Here is a 17,983-nt window from a genome sequence, read left to right on the forward strand (position 1 = left end):
CCGTCCCTAGTTCATCTTCGACAGCTGCTCGGAGAGCAGGTGCGCGAGGTTCGCTTCAGCAAGCCCTTCCAGTGGGCTCTCGACCGGGGCGTCTGCCTTCGACGTGACGCCCGCTTCCTCCGTGAACTCCAGGGGGATGAACGCGTCCATGAGCTGCGTCGCGAGCTTCTCCGCCGTCGGGTAGTTGAAGACGAGCGTCGCCGGCAGCGACACGCCGAGCCCGCCCTGAAGCCGGTTCTTGAGCTGGAGCGCCGCCAGCGAGTCGATGCCCAGCTCATGGAACCCACGCGCCGGGTCGATGGACTCGCTGGAGCCCGCGCCGCGCATCCACGCCACTTGCTCGCGCACGTAGTCCATCAACAACCGCCGGCGCTTCTCGATGGGCGCCGCCGTGAGCGTGTCCAGGAACGACGCGCGCTCCACCGGCCGCTCGCCCCCTGCCCGCTCGCGCAGCTCCGCGACGTAGGGCGTGGACCGGCCGCTTCCGAAGACAGCCCAGTCGATGGCGGCCACGCCCACCTGGGGAACGCGCGACGTGAGGAGCAGCTCCAGCGCGCGCAGGCCCTGCGTCTTCGGAATGACGCCGAGGCCAGGCGTCCGGGCCTCCTCGCTCACCGACACCTGGGCGCCCGCGTCACCGGCCCAGATGCCCCAGTTGATGCTCAGGGCAGGCAAGCCCATGGCACGGCGGTGGTGCGCCAGCGCGTCCTCGAAGGCGTTCGCCGCGCAGTGATTCGCCTGTCCCGCCGAGCCGACAAGCGACGCGACGGAGGAGAACAGCACGAAGAAGTCCAACGGCAGGCCAGCCGTCAGACGATGCAGGTTCCAGGCACCGCGCAGCTTCGGCCGAAGCACGGTCTCAAAACGCTCCCAGCGCTGCTGCCGCAGCACGCCGTCATCCAGCACGCCGGCCGAGTGGAACACGCCGCTCAGCGGGGCCATGTCCCGCGCCACCTCGTCCAGCAGCGCGGCCAGCGGCTCCGCCTCCGCGATGTCGACCTGCCGGTACTCGACACGGACACCCTGCTGACGCAGGTGCTCCAGACGCTCCTCCGCCTGTGGACCCGGGGCGCTCCGGCCCGTCAGCACCAGGTTGCGTGCCCCCCGGCCCGCCAGCAACTCCGCCGTCAGCAGGCCCAGGCGTCCGAGCCCACCCGCCACCAGATAGCTGCGGTCCGCCCGGAAGCCTTCGACGCGCTCCGCGGACGCGTCGACCAGTTTGCGTGACTCGACCCTCCGGAGTCGCGCGACGTAGCGGCCATCGCGGTAGGCCACCTGGTCCTCCGCCACCTCCGCGCGGTGGCGGAGCTCCTGCGCGAGCAACGCCACCTGTGCGCTTGGTTCGCCGTGGGCATCGAGGTCGACACACCGGCAATCCAGCTCCGACGCCTCGATGGCCAGAGGCCGCGCCATGCCCCACAGCAACGACTGCGCGAGCCCAGGCAACGGGACGCCCGGCTTCACGGGCTGCGCGCCATGCGACACCAGCCACACCGTGCCGGAGTACCCGCGGTCCAGCAGGAACTGGAGCAGCCCCAGCGCGCCACCACCCGTCACGCGTGCGGCCTGCCCCAGCGCCTCCGCATCCAGCGACTCCGCCTCCGGGCTGGTGGAGCCCCACAACAGGATGACGTCCGACAGGGACGCCGGAAGCGGCAGTCCTCGCAAGGCCTCCACGAGCGCGTCGGGCGCATCCGGGACCTCGAAGGTGGTCTCATCAATCTGGCGCGGCTCCGTGCCACGGATGGCGACAAAGCAGGTGCGGCCATCGCGCGTCAGCGTCTGCGCGAGCTGTTGCCCCATCCCATCGCGCTCCGAGAGAATCAGGCATGCGCTACTAGCGGGCGCCCGCGTCTCCGGACGAGTCCCCTCCAAGGCGAGGGGCTCCCACTGCCGCTCGTAGAGCCACTCATCCAGCGAGGTGGAGAGCGCGGCGCGCAGCGCCTCCTGGCTCGTGCGCTGGAGCTCCAGGCCGAGTACCCAGGCCCGCAGCGCGCCATCTCTTCCGAAGATGCGAACGTCCGCACGCAGCCGCTTCCCCGCTTCATCCACCGGCCGAACCACGGCATGGCTCCACACGCCATCATCGATGCTGCCCAGGACGTGAAGCCGCTCGATGTGCACCGGTACGTACAGCTCGGTGCCATCCATGTCCGGATAGGCGCCGCCCACCACCTGGAGGCAGGCATCCATCAGCGCGGGATGCGCGAGGTAGCCACCGCCGCTCCCGAGGCCCGCCGGGCGCTCGATGCGCGCCAGGACCTGCTCGCCTTCCCGGCGCAGCTCGGTGATGCCCTGGAACTCCGGCCCGAAGTCGACGCCCGCGCTCCGTGCCCGCTGGTAGTAGTCCTCGACGGGGAGCGGGGTCTGCAGGTCCCTCAACACGCTGTCGAGGTCGTGCGCCCCGGTGGCCGGTGCGCCATCCCCCAGCACCGCGAGCGTGCCCGTCGCATGAAGGCTCCACGCGCGCTCCGAGCCCTCACCGGTCCGGCTGAAGATGCGAACAGCGGCCCTGCCCTCTCCGTCGCGGCGCACGGCGCACTGCACCTTCCGCTCGGCGTCCTTCGGGAAGGTCATCGCGTTGAGGATGGCCAGGTCCGTCAGCTCCAGCGCGGTCGTGCCCAACAACCGGGCCCCGGCGGCCAGCGCCATCTCGACGTAGCCCGTCGCGGGCAGCGTGGGCGTTCCGAAGACGCGGTGCTGGCCCAGGAACGCCTGCGAGGCGGGCCCCAGCGTCGCCTCGAACAACAGCTCACCGGACTCCAGGACGGCCAGGGGCACGCGCTCGCCAATCAGCGGGTGCTCGGCGCGGGACACGCTTCGCCCATTGGGCCGCTGGAGACCCGCGCCCTCCTCCCAGTAGCGCTGACGCTGGAAGGCATAGGTGGGGACTTCCACCTTCCGGCGTGGGTAGCCGGCATCCACCGCCGCCCAGTCCACCGGAGCGCCGCGCACATACAGCGCCGCCAGGCTCTCCAGCATCTGCCGCCAGCCCCCGTCATCGACGCGCAGGCTTGGCAGCCAGGTCCCCGCGCCCTCGGGCACCGAGCGCGCCGCCATGCCAAGCAGGGTCGCCTTCGGGCCGACCTCGACGAAGACGCGCATGCCGTCGCGGTACAGCGCCTCCACGCCCCGGCCGAACTGCACCGGGTTGCGAAGCTGGCTGCACCAGTAGTCCGGCGTGCAGAGCCCGTCGGTGATGAGCTCGCCCGTCATCCCGGAGACCATGGGAATCGACGGCAGCGCGTAACGCAGCGTCGCGGCGACGGCCCGGAACTCCGGGAGGATGGCCTCCATCATCACCGAGTGCGCCGCGCGCGGGATGTTCAGCCGCTTGACCTTGTAGCCCTTCGCGTCCAGCGCCCGGCCAATCTCCACAATCTCCGCGGGGATGCCGGAGATGACGACGTTGTCCGGCCCGTTGACGGCCGCGATGGAGCTGGCCCAACCGCCCTCCGCGAGGAACTGGCGCAGCTCCGGCTCCGCGGCGGCGACCGCGATGTTGCTGCCCTCCGGAAGCTGCTGAATCAACCGGCCGCGGTGGACGGCCAGCTTCAGGCCATCCTCGACGCTGAACACGCCCGCGATGCAGGCCGCGGCCAGCTCGCCCGTGCTGTGTCCGAGCAACACGTCCGGCTGGATGCCCCACGACATCCACAGCTCGGCCAGCGCGTACTCCAGCACGAAGACCACCGGCTGGGCGTAGTCGAGCTCATCGATGGGCGATGGCGTCCCCGGCTCCGCGTAGAGGACGGAGAGCAGGGAGCGGTCCCAGTACGCGCGGAGCAGCTCGTCGAACGCGTCGATGCGCCGGCGGAAGCCCGGGTGCGTCTGGTACAGCTCGCGCGCTGCCCCGACGTACTGCGAGCCCTGACCGGAGAACAAGAACGCGACCTTCACCGCCTGCTTCGCGTCGGCCTCTCCCCGCACGAGCCCCGGGTGCTCTTCCTTCCGCTCCGCCGCGCCCAGGACGGCGACCACCTGCGCGGCGTCCGCGCCCACCACCGCGAGCCGGTGGTCGAAGGCGGCACGGCCGGTGTTCGCGGAGAAGCACACGTCCGCGAGCGATGCGTCCGGCGCCTCGAGCACCGCCCGGTAGCGGCCCGCGAGCTCCCGCAGCGCCTCCGGGCTCCGCGCGGACAACGCCAGGAGGTGCCGCGAGCGGTCCAGCCGCTGCGCGTCCTGCGCTGGCGTCGCCTGAGGTGGCGCCTCTTCGAGGACCATGTGGGCGTTGGTGCCGCCGATGCCGAAGGAGCTGAGCCCCGCGCGCAGGACACCCTGCGTCGCGGTCCACGGCCGGGCCTGGTCCACCACGTAGAAGGGCGTCTTGTGGAGCTCCAGCCGCGGGTTGGGCGACTGGTAGTGGAGCGTGGGCGGCAACGTGCGGTGCTGAAGCGCCAGCACGACCTTGATGAGCCCCGCGATGCCCGCCGCGCTGTCGAGGTGGCCGATGTTGCCCTTCACCGAGCCAAGGCCGCACGACTGCGCCTGAACCTGTCCCCCAAACGCCTCCGTCAGCGCGGAGACTTCAATGGGGTCGCCAATGGACGTTCCGGTGCCATGGGCTTCGACGTAGGAGATGGTCCGCGGGTCCACCTTCGCGTGCTGATGCGCGCGGCGCACCACGTCCGTCTGGCCCTCGACGCCGGGGGCCATGAAGCCCACCTTGCGGTGGCCGTCGTTGTTGATGGCGGAGCCCTTGATGACGGCGAGCACCCGGTCCCCATCCGCCACTGCTTGACTCAGGCGCTTGAGGACCACGATGCCGGCGCCGCTCCCCGGGATGGTTCCGTTGGCCCCGGCGTCGAAGGGACGGCAGTGGCCGTCGCGCGAGAAGACGCTGCCTTCCTCGTACAGGTAGCCCACGCGGTGGGGGACCTTGATGGCCACGCCGCCCGCGAGCGCCAGGTCGCAGCTGCCCTCATTCAGCGCCGCGCACGCCGCGGACACCGCGACCAGGGACGTGGAGCACGCCGTCTGGACGTTGATGCTGGGCCCGCGCAGGTCCAACTTGTAGGACACCTGCGTGGCCAGGAAGTCCTTGTCCTGCGCCATCAGGTCCTGGAAGAAGCCGATGGGCCGCGTCAGGTCCGGGTAGGGATAGCGGTAGTGGCTGACGCTCTTCCCGGCATACACGCCCACGAGCCCGTTGCGCTCCGACGGCGGATAGCCCGCGTGCTCCAGCGCCTCCCAGGCGCACTCCAGGAACACCCGCTGCTGCGGATCCAACGCGCGCGCCTCGCGAGGCGTCAGCGAGAAGAACTCCGCGTCGAAGGTGTCGAAGCCCTCCATCACCGCTGACGCGCGGACGTACCCGGGGTTCCGGAACGCCTCCGGACTGACCCCCGCGGCCAGCAGCTCGTCATCGGTGAAGGTGCCCACCGACTCCACGCCCTGCATCAGGTTCTGCCAGAACTGCTCGGGCGTCGACGCCCCAGGGAAGCGGCAGCTCAAGCCGATGATGGCGATGTCCCGCGCATCCTCCGTCCGCGGCGGCTCTTCGCGCGGCGCGAGTGCCACCTCGGGCTTCGCGTCTCCTCCCGCCGCCGCGAGCCGGGCCGCGAGCACCTTGACGGTGGGCCGGCCGAACAGGTCCGTGACGGGAACCTCGAGCCCCAGCTTCTCCTTGAGCTCGAGGTGGAGCTTGATGAGGTGCACCGAGTTGGCGCCCAGCTCGAAGAAGTTCCGGTCCGGGTGAACCTCTGGAACTCCCAGCACCTCCGCCACGGCCTTCGCGATGGACTGCTGAAGCGCCTGAGCTTCGCGACTGGGACGGACCGCGGCGGGCTTGCGCTCCTCGCGCTGCGTGGGCCGCGCGACGTCGTCGGGGTGCGGCAGCGCCTTGCGGTCCACCTTGGCGTTGCGGGTCAGCGGCAGCGCCTCCAGCACGACATAGGTCGCTGGGACCAGGTGCTCGGGCAGCTTGCGCGACAGGAACTCGCGGACGTGCCGGGTGTCCACGCCCCGCTTCGTGTCGGAGGGGACGACGTAGGCGACCAGCCGCTTTTCGTGGTGCTCGCCGACGGCCCCGACCACCGCCGCGCTGATGCTCGGCTCCTGGAGCAGCGCGGCCTCGATTTCACCCGGCTCGATGCGCTGTCCACGGATGGAGAGCTGGAAGTCGACGCGGCCGAGGAACTCGATGGTGCCATCCGGCAGATACCGGCCGAGGTCGCCGGTGCGGTAGAGGCGCTCGCCCGTCCGCGGATGCACGGTGAACTTCTTCGAGCCCGCCCCCGCGCCCACGTAGCCCAGCGCCACGCCCACGCCCGCGCAGCACAGCTCGCCGGGCACCCAGATGGGGCGCTCGTCCAGGTGCTCGTCCAGCACGTAGTACTTCGTGTTCGAGATGGGCTTGCCGTACGGGATGCTGCGGCGCCGCTCGTCGGCTTCAACGACGGGGTGGGAGATGTTCCACAGGGACGTCTCCGTCGGCCCGCCGACGCTCATCAGCTTCACGTCACCGAACTTCGCCCGCAGCCGTGCGGGCATGGTGACGGGGAGCCAGTCGCCGCCGAGCATCACCAGGCGCAGCGGGCAGGTCAGCCGGGCGCTGCTGCCTTCAAGGTACGTCAGCAGCATCTCCATCATCGCCGGCACGGTGCTCCAGATGGAGACGCCATGACGGGACATCAGCTCGGCCCAGTGGGAGGGGTCCCTGCGCGACGAGGCGTCCGGCATGACCAGGGCCGCGCCCGCGCTCAGGGTGCCGAAGACGTCGTAGACGGAGAAGTCGTGGTGGAGCGCGCTGAGCGCGATGACGCGGTCATCCGGCCCGACGCCGAACTTCCGGTTCGTCCACTCCACGCCGTTGACCATCCCCGCGTGGGTGAGCATGGCCCCGTTGGGCTGGCCGGTGGAGCCGGAGGTGTAGAGGATGTGCGCCAGGTCCTCGGGCTTCTGCACGGGCGCCAGCGGCGCCTCGCTGTACTCGCTGAAAGCGTCCGGCGTGACGACGAGCACCTGCACCCCTTCGGGCCAGGGCTCCTGGGCGAACTTCGGCTGCGTCACCGCCAGCTCGGCCCCGCCGTTGCGCATCATGTAGACGCGCCGCTCGTGCGGCAGCCCCGCGTCGATGGGCAGGTACGCCGCCCCCGAGCCAAGGACGCCCAGCGCGGCCACGACCTGCTCCCACCCCTTCTCCATCACAATCGCGACGATGCGGCCAGGCGCGGCGCCACGTTCGCGCAGCGCATGCCCAAGTCGGCTGGAGCGCCGGGCGAGCTCGCCATAACTCAGGCTCACGCTCGACGAGGCCAGCGCCAGGGCATCCGGGCGCGCGGCGGCGTGGCGGTAGAAGCCCGTGTGGAGCAACTCCCCGCTCCGCGGTCGCGCCGTGTCGTTGACGCGGGCCAGCAGCTCCACCTGCCGGACGGGACGGGTGTCCAGCCCCTGCTGGTCCCACGCCGCGTCGTCCTCCGCCAGGCGCCGCAGCAGCGCGCAGAAGCTGGAGAACATGTCTTCAATCATTCCGGGCGGGAACAGCTCCTCCGCCACGTCCCAGTTCAGGAAGACGCCGCCCCGCTGGTAGACAATCTGCAGGTCAATCCACACCTGGGGCGTCTGCGTCAGCGCCTCGATGAGCTCGCCGAACTCCTCCGCCAGGAAGTCGACCCAGTGCGAGTCCTTGCTCTTGGAGTGAGACGCGAAGCTCGTCATCACCACGGGCATGATGGCGCCCGCGATGCGCCCCTGGGCCCGGAACAGCTCGCGCAGCAGCTCCACGCCGCTGACCTCCCGGTGCTCCAGCGCCAGGAAGAGCTGGTCCCGGATGGCCAGGGCCCGCTCCGTGAAGGTCCGCTCCGGCCGGTGGTCCACTTCAATCAACGTGAAGCTGGCGAAGGTGCCGACAAGCTCGTTGACCTGGGGATGCAGGGGCAGCCGGTTGAAGTGCGGGACGTTGAGCGTGAAGCGAGGGCTGCGGCTCCAGCGCGCCATGACCTCCGCGTACGCCGCCAGCAGCAGCTCCGGCTCCGTCAGCTTGCGCGCACGGGCTCGCTGCTTGAGCGGCTGCCAGACCTCCGGTCCCAGCCGTTCGAACACGCGCCCGAAGCGAGGACGCCGGAGCGAAGCCGGGTCCTTGTCGAGCGGAAGGTCCGGCGCGGGCGGGAGACTCGGGAGGCGGGAGCGCCAGTATTCGAGCGAGCGCGCGTAGCGAGCACCGCGCGCATGCTGCACCGCCAGCGCGTAGTCCCGGAAGGACAGGTCCAGCGCGGGAAGCGCGGGCGCCCCACCCAGGTGTTTGTAGAGGTGGACGAGCTCCCGGTAGAGAATCTGGAAGCTGTAGCCGTCGATGAAGGTCCCATCGATGCTCATGAAGAGGCGCGAACGCCCTCCGTCGAGCTGGCACACGCGAAGCTCGAACAACGGCCACTGGTCAAGCGCCAGCACCTGCTGCGACAGCCGCTCCCGGATGGCCTGGAAGCGAGCCTCTGTCTCCTCCTGCTCGCGACCACGCAGGTCCTCCACGGGGAGGACGTAGCGCGGCACGTCCGGGAGGATGCGCTGCTGGAAGCCCGGGAGCGCCACCACCCGGAGCATCTCGTGGCGGGCGATGAGCAGGTTCCAGGCGTCCTCGAAGCGGGCCAGGTCGAGCGCGTGGCAGTCAATCTCGTTGTACGCGTGCATCGCCGCGTTCATCTCGAGCTCGGCCTGCCGGCCCACGCTGTAGGCCTGCTGAATCTCCGTCATCGGGAACGGCTCATGCCGCTCCTCGGGCCGGGGCGTGATTTGCGGCAGGGTCTCCGCCTGGGGCACGCGCTGCTCTGACAGCAGGGTCAGCAGCGCCGCCTTGTTCGCCACGAGCTGCTCGCGCAGCGCTCCCGGAATCTCGCCCGTGGGCGAGTCCACCGCCAGGCGGTCCCCCTCCACCGACAGCTTGATGCCGTGCCCAGCCAGGGCCTGAAGAAGCTCATTCAATGTCATAGCAGGACCCGCTTCGAGTCATTGCGCTCCGAGGAGGCAGCGCCGAGCACGCTGGCCACGGCGAGCTTTTCGAGAAGCTCCGCCGTCACCTGCTCGATGGAATGTTCATCGACGAAACTCTTGAGCGGCATGCTCACGTCGAGCTCGCCCAACACCATGTCCCGCAGCTCGAGCGCCATGATGGAGTCGAACCCCAGCGCGTCGAACGAGTCCGTGGACGAGAGCTTCGCCGTCGGAATCTTTCCGACCTCGCTGACCATCTCCTTGAGACGCGCCTCCAGGACGCCACGGCGCGCGGAGCCTTCCAGCGCGAGCAACACCTCGCGCAGCTTGCGAGGCGCCTCCGCGACGTCAGGGACGTCAACGGTGGCAGACGCGGGCCGGAACAGAGACGACGCCACGATGGAGGGATGGCTGGCGGTCCATCGCGCCACATCGAAGCGCGCGATGCCTCGGGTGACGCGGTTCTCCGCGAGCACCCACGCCATGGCCGCCAGGGCCTCCTCCACGGACATGGGCGACATGCCCCGCTCCGCCAGCCGGTCCCCACGCCGCGCGTCCGCGACGGCCATGCCGACCTCGCCCCAGCTTCCCCAGTTGAGGCTGATGGCGGGCAGGCCCCGTGCGCGACGGAAGTGCGCCAGCGCATCGAGGAACGCGTTGGCCGCGGCGTAGCTGGCCTGCCCCGGCGAGCCGATCAGCGACGCCGTCGAGGAGAACAGGACGAAGTGCTCGAGGGTGGCGTCGGTGGCCAACGCATGGAGGTTCCAGGCACCGTCGACCTTGGGGCCCATGACCGTCTCGAAGTCCTTGGGCTCCCACTGCAACAACGAGCTGTCCGCCAGCACGCCCGCGCTGTGGAAGATGCCGCCCAGCGGCGCCCCGCCTCCGCGGACGGCAGCCAGCAACTCCGCCACCGACTCCGGGCGGCTCACATCGACGCGGAAGGTCTCCACCTTCGCGCCCGCCGCGCGCAGCGGCGCCAGGGCCTGCCGGGCCTCATCGGTCTCACCCTTTCGTCCACACAGGGCAAGGTGCCGCGCGCCGCGCTCCACCAACCAGGAGGCGAGCCGCAGCCCGATTCCACCCAGCCCACCCGTAATCAGGTACGTGCGGTCTCCCCGAGGACGAAACGCGCCCACGCCTTCCGGAATCGTTTGCGTCTGCGTGAGCGAGGGCACCAGCCGCCGCTCGCCGCGCAGCACGACCTCGTCATCGTCAGCGGCAGCAGGAGTCTTGCGCGCCAGCTCTGTCACCAGCGCGCCGAAGTCCGCGAGCTCGACGTCGATGCGCTTGCAGGCAAGCTCCGGGTGCTCGTAGGCGACGACGCGCCCCAGGCCCCACAGTGGCGCGGCAGCAATCGCCGTGGGTCCAGCCGCTTCGCCAGCGACTTGCGCGCCCTGGGTGACCAGGAACAACCGAGGCAGCGTGGGCACCGACTGCCGCGCCAGGGTCTGCACGAGCGACGCCGCCGCGTGGACCTCTCGCTGGACCGAGGTGTGCAGCCCTTCCAGTGACTCAGGGTGCTCCGAACCCGCCAGGTAGATGATTCCTCGAGGCGCCGGGCTCTCTGACAGCCACTCCCGCAGCACCGGCGCCTGCTCGGAGCCCACGCTGGCCACGCGCACCGTGCCTCCGGCGGAGGACAGGGCCTGCCGAAGCGCCTCCGCGGCAGCCGGCTGCATGCTCACGATGAGCCAGCGCCCCTCCGCGTCCACGGGCCCCTGCCCCACCGCGCGCGCATGCCACGCGAGCTCGCAGTAGAGGTCCCGAGGGGAAACATCCCGGACGGTCCGCACGCTGCTCGGCGCAGGAGCCACCTCTCCGTCCCACCAGTAGCGCTCACGCTGCCACGGGTACGTCGGAACCACCGTCTTGCGCGCCCCGGTGTAGAGCCCCTCGAAGCGAACGGAGCCTCCGGCGGAGTACCCCCCCGCGATGACTCCCAGGACACCCATCCAGGCGTCATCACCGGGCAAGCTCGCGCGCAGGACCGCGGCGCTGCTTCCACGGCTTCGTGCAGCGGCCTCCAGCACCTCCCCCACGGAGGCGTCACAAGAGACCAGGATGAAAGCCGACGCGTTCCGCGCGCACAGCTGCGCCACGGACGACGTCAGGTCGCTCACGGCGGTGCGCTGTCTCTCCCAGTACGCGGCCGGCACCGTGGCGCCCGCTTCGACCCAGGTGCCATCGACGGTGGAGAAGAACGGGGACTTCACGGGCTGAGGCCGCACGGGCTGCGCCGGAGCCAACTGCAAGGCGAGCCGCACGGCGTCTTCCACGCTGAGTGCTCCCGCGACCACCCCCGCGGAGAGCGCGCCCACGCCGGAACCCGAAACAACAGCGGGAATCAGCCCACACGAGCGCCAGAGCTCCGCCAACGCGAGCTGGAGCACGAGGAGCACGCCCACCGGGTGTCCTTCGCCGGACTGCTCGATGACGGACCAGCCCGCGACCTGCTGGACGACCGCATCCACTCGCTCCGCGTGGACCCGGAAGAGGTCCCGGCCCAGCAGCTCACGCAGCAACCGGCCGGCCTCGGGCTCCGCGCCCCCGAAGAGGAAGACAGGCTCGCCCTCGCGGGAACCGCGGGTGACGCCCGGCGCATCCCGCCCCTCCGCGACAGCGTGAAGGCCCGCACGAAGCGCCTCGTGCGTCCTCGCCACGAGCACCGCACGATGCGCATGGTGTGAGCGTCCAGCGCCCGCCGTGAAGCACGCATCCTGGAGGTGCGTCCCAGCGCCAGCCGCTGACACGTACTTGAGCCACGACGCCGCCAGCGTGCGCAGCGCGGGCTCCGAGCGCGCGGAGAGGGGCAACACATACGGCCCGGCCGCCACGGCGGCACGGGGGGCCTCCGCGTACGCCTCGACGAGCGCATGCGCATTCACACCGCTCATCCCGAACGAGCTCACGGCGACGCGATGCGGGCCGTCCTTCGCCGCCAGGGGCGTGCGCGCCCGAGGCACCGCGAGCCCCGAGCCCTCCCATGTGAATTCCGGTGTCGGGTGTTCGAAGTTGATGGAGGGAGGCACCTCGCCTGACTGGAGCACCAGGACGGCCTTGATGAGCCCCGCGATGCCGGCCGCGGCCTCCGTGTGACCGATGTTCGGCTTGACGGAGCCAATCCACAGCGGGCGCTCCGAAGGCCGCGACGCGCCGTAGACGCGCGACACGCCGTCCAGTTCGATGGGGTCTCCCAGCCGAGTCCCCGTCCCGTGCGCTTCCAGGTAGTCCACCTGTCCGGGCTCGATGCCCGCGCGCTGCAACACGCGCCGGTACAGCGCCTCCTGCGCCCCGACGTTCGGCACCGTGAGACCACCGCTCGCGCCGTCGTGGTTCATGCCCGTGCCGCGCAAGGTCGCCAGGATGCGGTCGCCATCCCGAACGGCGTCCCGCAGCCGCTTCAGGATGACCACGCCGCAGCCTTCTCCCTGCACCATCCCGTCCGCGTCCCGGTCGAACGTGCGGCAGTGGCCGCTAGGGGACAGGGCTCCCGCCTTGGACAGGAACACGCTGAGCTGCGGCGCCAGGATGAGCTTCACGCCACCGGCGATGGCGAGCGTCGACTCCTCCGTCCGCAGGCTCTGACACGCCAGGTGCACGGCGGACAGCGAGGACGAGCACGCGGTGTCCACCGCCATGCTCGGCCCTTCCAGCCCGAGGAGATACGACAGCCGGCCCGCCACATAGCTGGCGTCCACACCCGTGGAGTAGTGGGCGCTCACCTTCTCCAGCCCGCCCCCCGTGATGAACGCGTAGTCCTTCGCGTGGACGCCCGCGAAGACACCGGTCCGCGTCCCCAGGAGCTGGTGCGGGGGAAGGCCCGCGTCCTCCAGGGCCTCCCAGCTCACCTCCAGGAAGAAGCGCTGCTGCGGGTCCATCCCCTCGGCTTCACGCCGGGAGATGTGGAAGAAGTCCGCGTCGAAACGGTCCACCTCGTCAACGAAGCCCGCGCGGCGCATGGCCAGCTCCCCCTGGAGCGCGCGCCGGTCGCTGGGCGTTTCCGTCAGCGCCTCCCCCGCCCCCCACAGCAGGTCGCGGAACCTCGCGGGGCTGGTGGCGCCCCCCGGAAAGCGGCAGGCCATGCCGATGATGGCAATCGGCTCCCGCTCACCATTCGAGGCCGCGGCCAGCTTCTTCTGCAGCTTCTCGATGGTCAGCAGCGCCTGCTGGAGCGGCGACAACTCCGCCATGAATCCGTCTTTCCGGTTCATCACGCGACCTCTAGGCTGAGTTCCGCCAACGTCCGGGCGATCTGCTCGCGCGCTTCGTCCTCGGACAGCCCGGCGATGCGCTCCATCAGGCCCTGCTCCTCCTGCTCGGGCGTGCTCACGTCGCCCGAGTCCGACGGCAGGCGGCCACGCCGCGCCTCCAGCAGGGACACCAGCCGCTTCGCCAGCGGCTCCAGCCGAGGCAGCTCGAAGAAGAGCGTCGTCGACAGCGGGAGCTCGAGCTCCCGCGAGATACGCTCCTTCAGCAACGTGGCTCCAATGGAGTTCAGGCCCAGTTCGAAGAAGGTCCGCCCTTGCACGTCGAGCGTCGCGGGCTCGACCTCCAACACGTCCGCGAGGTGCCCACGCAGGAACGCCCGCATCTGGGCTTCTCCGTGCACATCGGGCACGCGGGAAGCATCCCCGGCGGCGACGGCAGCGGCCTGAAGCAGCGAGGAGGCCTCCGGCCGCGCGTCCTTGGGTGAGCGGCAGACTTCATCGGGCGAAAGCCACTCGGGCCACAGGCGCTGACGCTGGAAGGGGTAGACGGGCAGGCTCACGCAGCGGCCCGCACGCACCGGAAACGCCTCGGGCGGCACGGACCCATCCGCGACGAAGACACGCCCGGCCTCCACCTGGTCCAGCGGCACGCCCTCCTGCGCCAGCAGCGTCGTCCCGCTCGACGTCGCCAGCGAGTCCAGGAGCGCCACGAGCCCAGCCCGGTCTCCCGCGACTATTGCGGCCCGGTGACGGTGGTGCTGACGCTTGAGCGCGGCGGTGAAGCAGATGTCCTCCAGCGTCGCCACCGAGTCCGGCGTCGCGGCGAGGAAGTCCCGAAGCTGGAGCGCCCGCTGACGGAGCGCATCCTGAGAGAGCGCCGAGAGCGCCAGGAAATGGACCGGCGCCGGCGTCCGCTCCAGCACCGCCGCCGGAGCGGCCTCCAGGACCACGAAGCCGTTGGCACCGCCCAGGGAGGTGGACACGATGCCCGCCCGCGGAGGCACGCCAGGCTCCCGCGCGGCCCAGGGCTCCAGCTCCGTCTGGATGCTCAGCCCGAGCGCGTCGAACGCCACCAGCGGGTTGGGCGCATCCACGTGAATCGTCGGCGGCAAGGTGCGGTGGTGCAGTGACAGGCACACCTTGATGAACTGCGCGATGCCCGCCGCGGCACCCAGGTAACCCACGTTGTTGCTGATGGCGCCGAGCCTGCAAGGCACCCTCCGCCGCGGTCCAAGCGCCTCGCCGATGGCCTCCGCCTCGGCCGCGTCGCCCTTGAGGAACGCCGAGCCGTGCAGCTCGATGTAGTCGATGCTCGCCGGAGCCACCCCGCCCTGCGCACACGCCTGCCGGATGACGTCCGCCTGCGCCGAGGCGCTGGGCGCCATGATCCACTCATTCCGGCCGTTGTGGTTGACGGCGCTGCCCCGAATCACCGCGTACACGCGCTCGCTGGGGTCGACCTTGGACAGGGGCTTGAGGACGACGACGCCAGCGCCCTCCCCGCGCACGTAGCCGTCCGCCTGGGCATCCAGGGTCCGGCACTGCCCCCGCTCGGAGAACACGCCGGCCTGGGACAGCATGATGCTGCTGTCCGGTGACAACATCAGCTCGACGCCCCCGGCCAGGGCCATCTCCACCTCGCCCAGCATCAGGCTGCGGCAGGCCTCATGAAGGGCCACCGTCGAGGAGGCGCACCCCACGCTCGACACGGTGCTGGGCCCTCGGAAATCAAACGCGTAGGAGAGCCGGTTGGCCGCGAAGGACGCCGTCGTCCCCAGGACGGAGTAGCCATCCAGCGCGGCCCAGTCCCGCGCCAGCATCCGCTGGAAGTCGCTGAAGTTGACGCCCATGAAGACGCCCGTGCGGCTCCCTCGCACGGCGTCGAAGGGCAGGCCCGCGTCCTCCAGCGCATGCCATGCGCACTCGAAGAGGAGCCGGTGCTGCGGGTCCATCTGCCGCAGCTCCCGCTTCGACAGCCGGAACGCCGCGGGGTCGGCCAGCTCCACGCCGTCAATCAGCCCGGCCTTGCGGTTGCGAATCGTCCCGGGGCGATCAGGCGCCGCGTCGAAGAGCGAGGCCGATGGCCAGCGCCCGGACGGGATGTCTCCCGTTGCATCAATCCCATCACAGAGCATTTGCCAGAGCGTACGTGGGCAGTCCGACAGGGGGAGACGCAGCCCCAGTCCAATCACAGCAATGGGTTCACACCACATCAGGGCACGGCTCCGCTGGCGGCCTGAAAGCCGCTCAGACTCATCACCTGTTTGAACTTCATTCTCAACCAACAAGAATCAATAAAGACATACTTCCTGAACGTCTTTTACCGCGGCCGGCGTGGCATCACGCGGCCCCAGGCCTCCGTCCTCCACCACGGACAGATCGCAGAAATCGAAAAGGGCGTGCTTGTACAGCTTGAGGCGTGGGCTCAATCCTTCGGGGCCCACCCGCACCGCGACGAACTTCGCGCGGTCGGTCTGCAGCATCCGCTCGAAGTCCCGGACGGATTGCTTCGAGGACTCTGGATACCCGAACCGGGAGATGGCTTCCAGAACCGCGGAGGTCTGGATCCCGCTGTAGATGAGGTTGACGCGCTTGGGCTGGACTTGGGACTCGGAGGTCTCGATGGCGACCTGGGTCATCTTGTCCGCGGAGTGCTCCCAGAGCAGCGCGTTGAGCTGGCGGACCCGCTCCAGCTCCGGGGCGGACACGCCCATGTCCTGGAGGAAGCGCCACAGCTCCGAGCCGGGCTGGAACGGAGGCTGCTTGTGGTCGAAGCGCACCAGGTACATCTTGGATTCGAGCGTCCCGTCCTCCAGGAAGCTCAGTCCCAGGAACAGCGGGTAGTACTCGGTCCGCAGCGAGGAAGCATGGCCCTTCACCCGCTCCGTGAAGGGCCCCGCCCGGAAGCGCTCCGGCAGGCGGCTCATCGCCTCATCGAAGCCGGAGTGCCCGCGCATGGGGTCGAAGTGCCAGCTGGCGGCAATGGAATACCGGGTGGGGCCTCCGGGCTTGAACTCCGCGCGCACCAGGCCCAGGTCCGATGAGCGGAACGTCTCGCAGATGGCCACGGACCGCTCGACGCCCTCGTTGGAGATGCCGAGCTGGCGCATGTACTCCCGGAAGGCCCGCGTGACAGTCCCGTTGTCGCTGTAGAGCATGAAGCCCAGGCCGGGCTCGTCCACGTTGTAGGAGAACTCAATCAACGCCCTCTTCGCGACGCCCAGGCCCTGCACCGGGAGCCAGTACTCCAGGAACCGCCGCGCCTCGGCGGCCTCGCTCAGCACCCCCTGGGCACGCAGGGCATCGCGGACGAACCACCCCAACGTCTTGTCCAGCTTCCTCAGCTTTTCCGTGTCGAAGTGGCAGATGCGATCCCGCGGGCCCACCACTCCAGGCGCCACCAGGTTGGCCAGCACCCGCCCCACGTAGCGCGCACCCAGCGCCACCCGGCTGGCGGGCCACAGCGCCCCGTTGCCCGGACCCTCCACGGACTGCTTCCGCCAGGCGCGCTTCGCGAGCCGCATGGCGATGTCCGGGCGCAGGAGGAACTCCGGCCCCGCCTGGACGTGCATCAGCTTGAGGAACTCCTGGTAGATCTCCGGGTGCTCGTGGTTCAGCGCGTAGAGCTCCTCCACGTACCACTGGGCCAGCTTGATGAGCCGCGTCCGCTCGCCGGGGACGTGGGGATGCCGCATGGCCTCCGCCGTCACGAAGAACCAGAGCCCCTGGAGCCACTGCGCGCCCGTGCGCAGGTAGGACGCCGTCCAGGCCTGCGTCACCGCCTCCAGGCTGTCGAGCTGGTGCAGCGCCTCGTTGAGGAGGTTCGCCTCCAGCATCGCCACCGACATGCCCTGGCCGAAGACGGGGTCGAAGTAGCACCACGCGTCCCCCAGCACGAGCAGCCCGGCGGGGAAGTCCCGGACGCGCTCGAAGTGGCGCCACTTCACGTCCGGCACCCGGTACACCTGGACGTCGGAGGCGGGCTTCGCGTCCTTGATGGCTTCGTAGATGTCCGGCTCGCGGAGGCCCCGGGCGAACTCCAGGAACCCGTCCTCGTCGCGGGGCGGGTGGTGTCCTTCGTAGCCGAACAAGGACACAATCCAGCGCTTGCCTTCCACGCCCTGCATCGCTCCGCCGCGCGGCTCGTCGGGCGGCAGCGGGGTGATCCACAGCCCCCGCCAGTCCCTGGCGCTCTCGGGCTGCTCGAAGAGGCGTGACACGTAGCAGAGGTTGATGGGCAGCCGGCTCTCCTCTGGCGGGCTGAACCCCAACTCCGACAACCACTTGCCCAGCTGCGAACCGCGCCCGCTCGCGTCGACGACGATGTTGGCGAGCCGGTTCGTCACCGCGCCGCCGTCCCCGTGACGGTCATGCGTCTGGACGCCGAGGATCCGCCGCCCATCCGGCGTGGCCAGCAGCGCCCGCACGGCGGTCGACTCCAGGATCTCCACGTTGGGATAGGCGCGAAGCCGCTCTCTCAGGTAGCGCTCCAGGGAGAAGCGCGTCTGCGGGTACAGGACGATGCCGCTGCGGTAGCGCGGCATCCAGTCACCGAACTGCAGCCACCGCAGGTCCTGGGTGAAGTCGAAGGGCTCGATGCCGTCCGCCTTCATCTGCTCGACGAGGCCGGGGAAGTACTGCTCCAGCAGGTCCACGCCCTTTCGCAGCAGGACGTGGATGTGATGGGCCTGCGGCGCCCCCTGGCGCGGGCCGTCGTGGAGCACGTCCCGCTCAATGACGGTGACGCGCTCGAAGTGGTCCGCCAGCACGCGCGCGGCGCTGAGCCCACCCATGCTGGCACCAATGACAATGGCGCTTCCAGGAAGTTTATTCATGCCGTGTCC

Annotated in this window: 4 protein-coding genes; all 4 read right to left on the reverse strand. The window is 70.1% G+C overall.

Going from position 1 to position 17,983, the window contains the following annotated elements:
- Nucleotides 1–6: 6 nt before the first annotated feature.
- Nucleotides 7–8,925, reverse strand: coding sequence for a non-ribosomal peptide synthetase/type I polyketide synthase (locus KGD87_RS10770; protein ID WP_284667377.1), 8,919 nt, complete (start codon nt 8,923–8,925; stop codon nt 7–9).
- A complete protein-coding gene (locus KGD87_RS10775) occupies nt 8,922–13,142 on the reverse strand; it encodes a type I polyketide synthase (RefSeq protein ID WP_284667378.1) in 4,221 nt (1,406 codons plus the stop codon). The genes KGD87_RS10770 and KGD87_RS10775 overlap by 4 nt, the downstream gene beginning before the upstream one ends.
- Nucleotides 13,142–15,352, reverse strand: coding sequence for a beta-ketoacyl synthase N-terminal-like domain-containing protein (locus tag KGD87_RS10780; protein ID WP_284667379.1), 2,211 nt, complete (start codon nt 15,350–15,352; stop codon nt 13,142–13,144). Before KGD87_RS10780 ends, KGD87_RS10775 begins: the two co-directional genes overlap by 1 nt.
- A 78-nt stretch (nt 15,353–15,430) precedes the next feature.
- Entirely contained in the window at nt 15,431–17,974 is a 2,544-nt protein-coding gene (locus KGD87_RS10785; protein WP_284667380.1) for an NAD(P)/FAD-dependent oxidoreductase, read from the reverse strand.
- Nucleotides 17,975–17,983 lie beyond the last annotated feature (9 nt).

This window comes from Myxococcus sp. SDU36 (assembly GCF_030168875.1).
GTDB lineage: Bacteria > Myxococcota > Myxococcia > Myxococcales > Myxococcaceae > Myxococcus > Myxococcus vastator.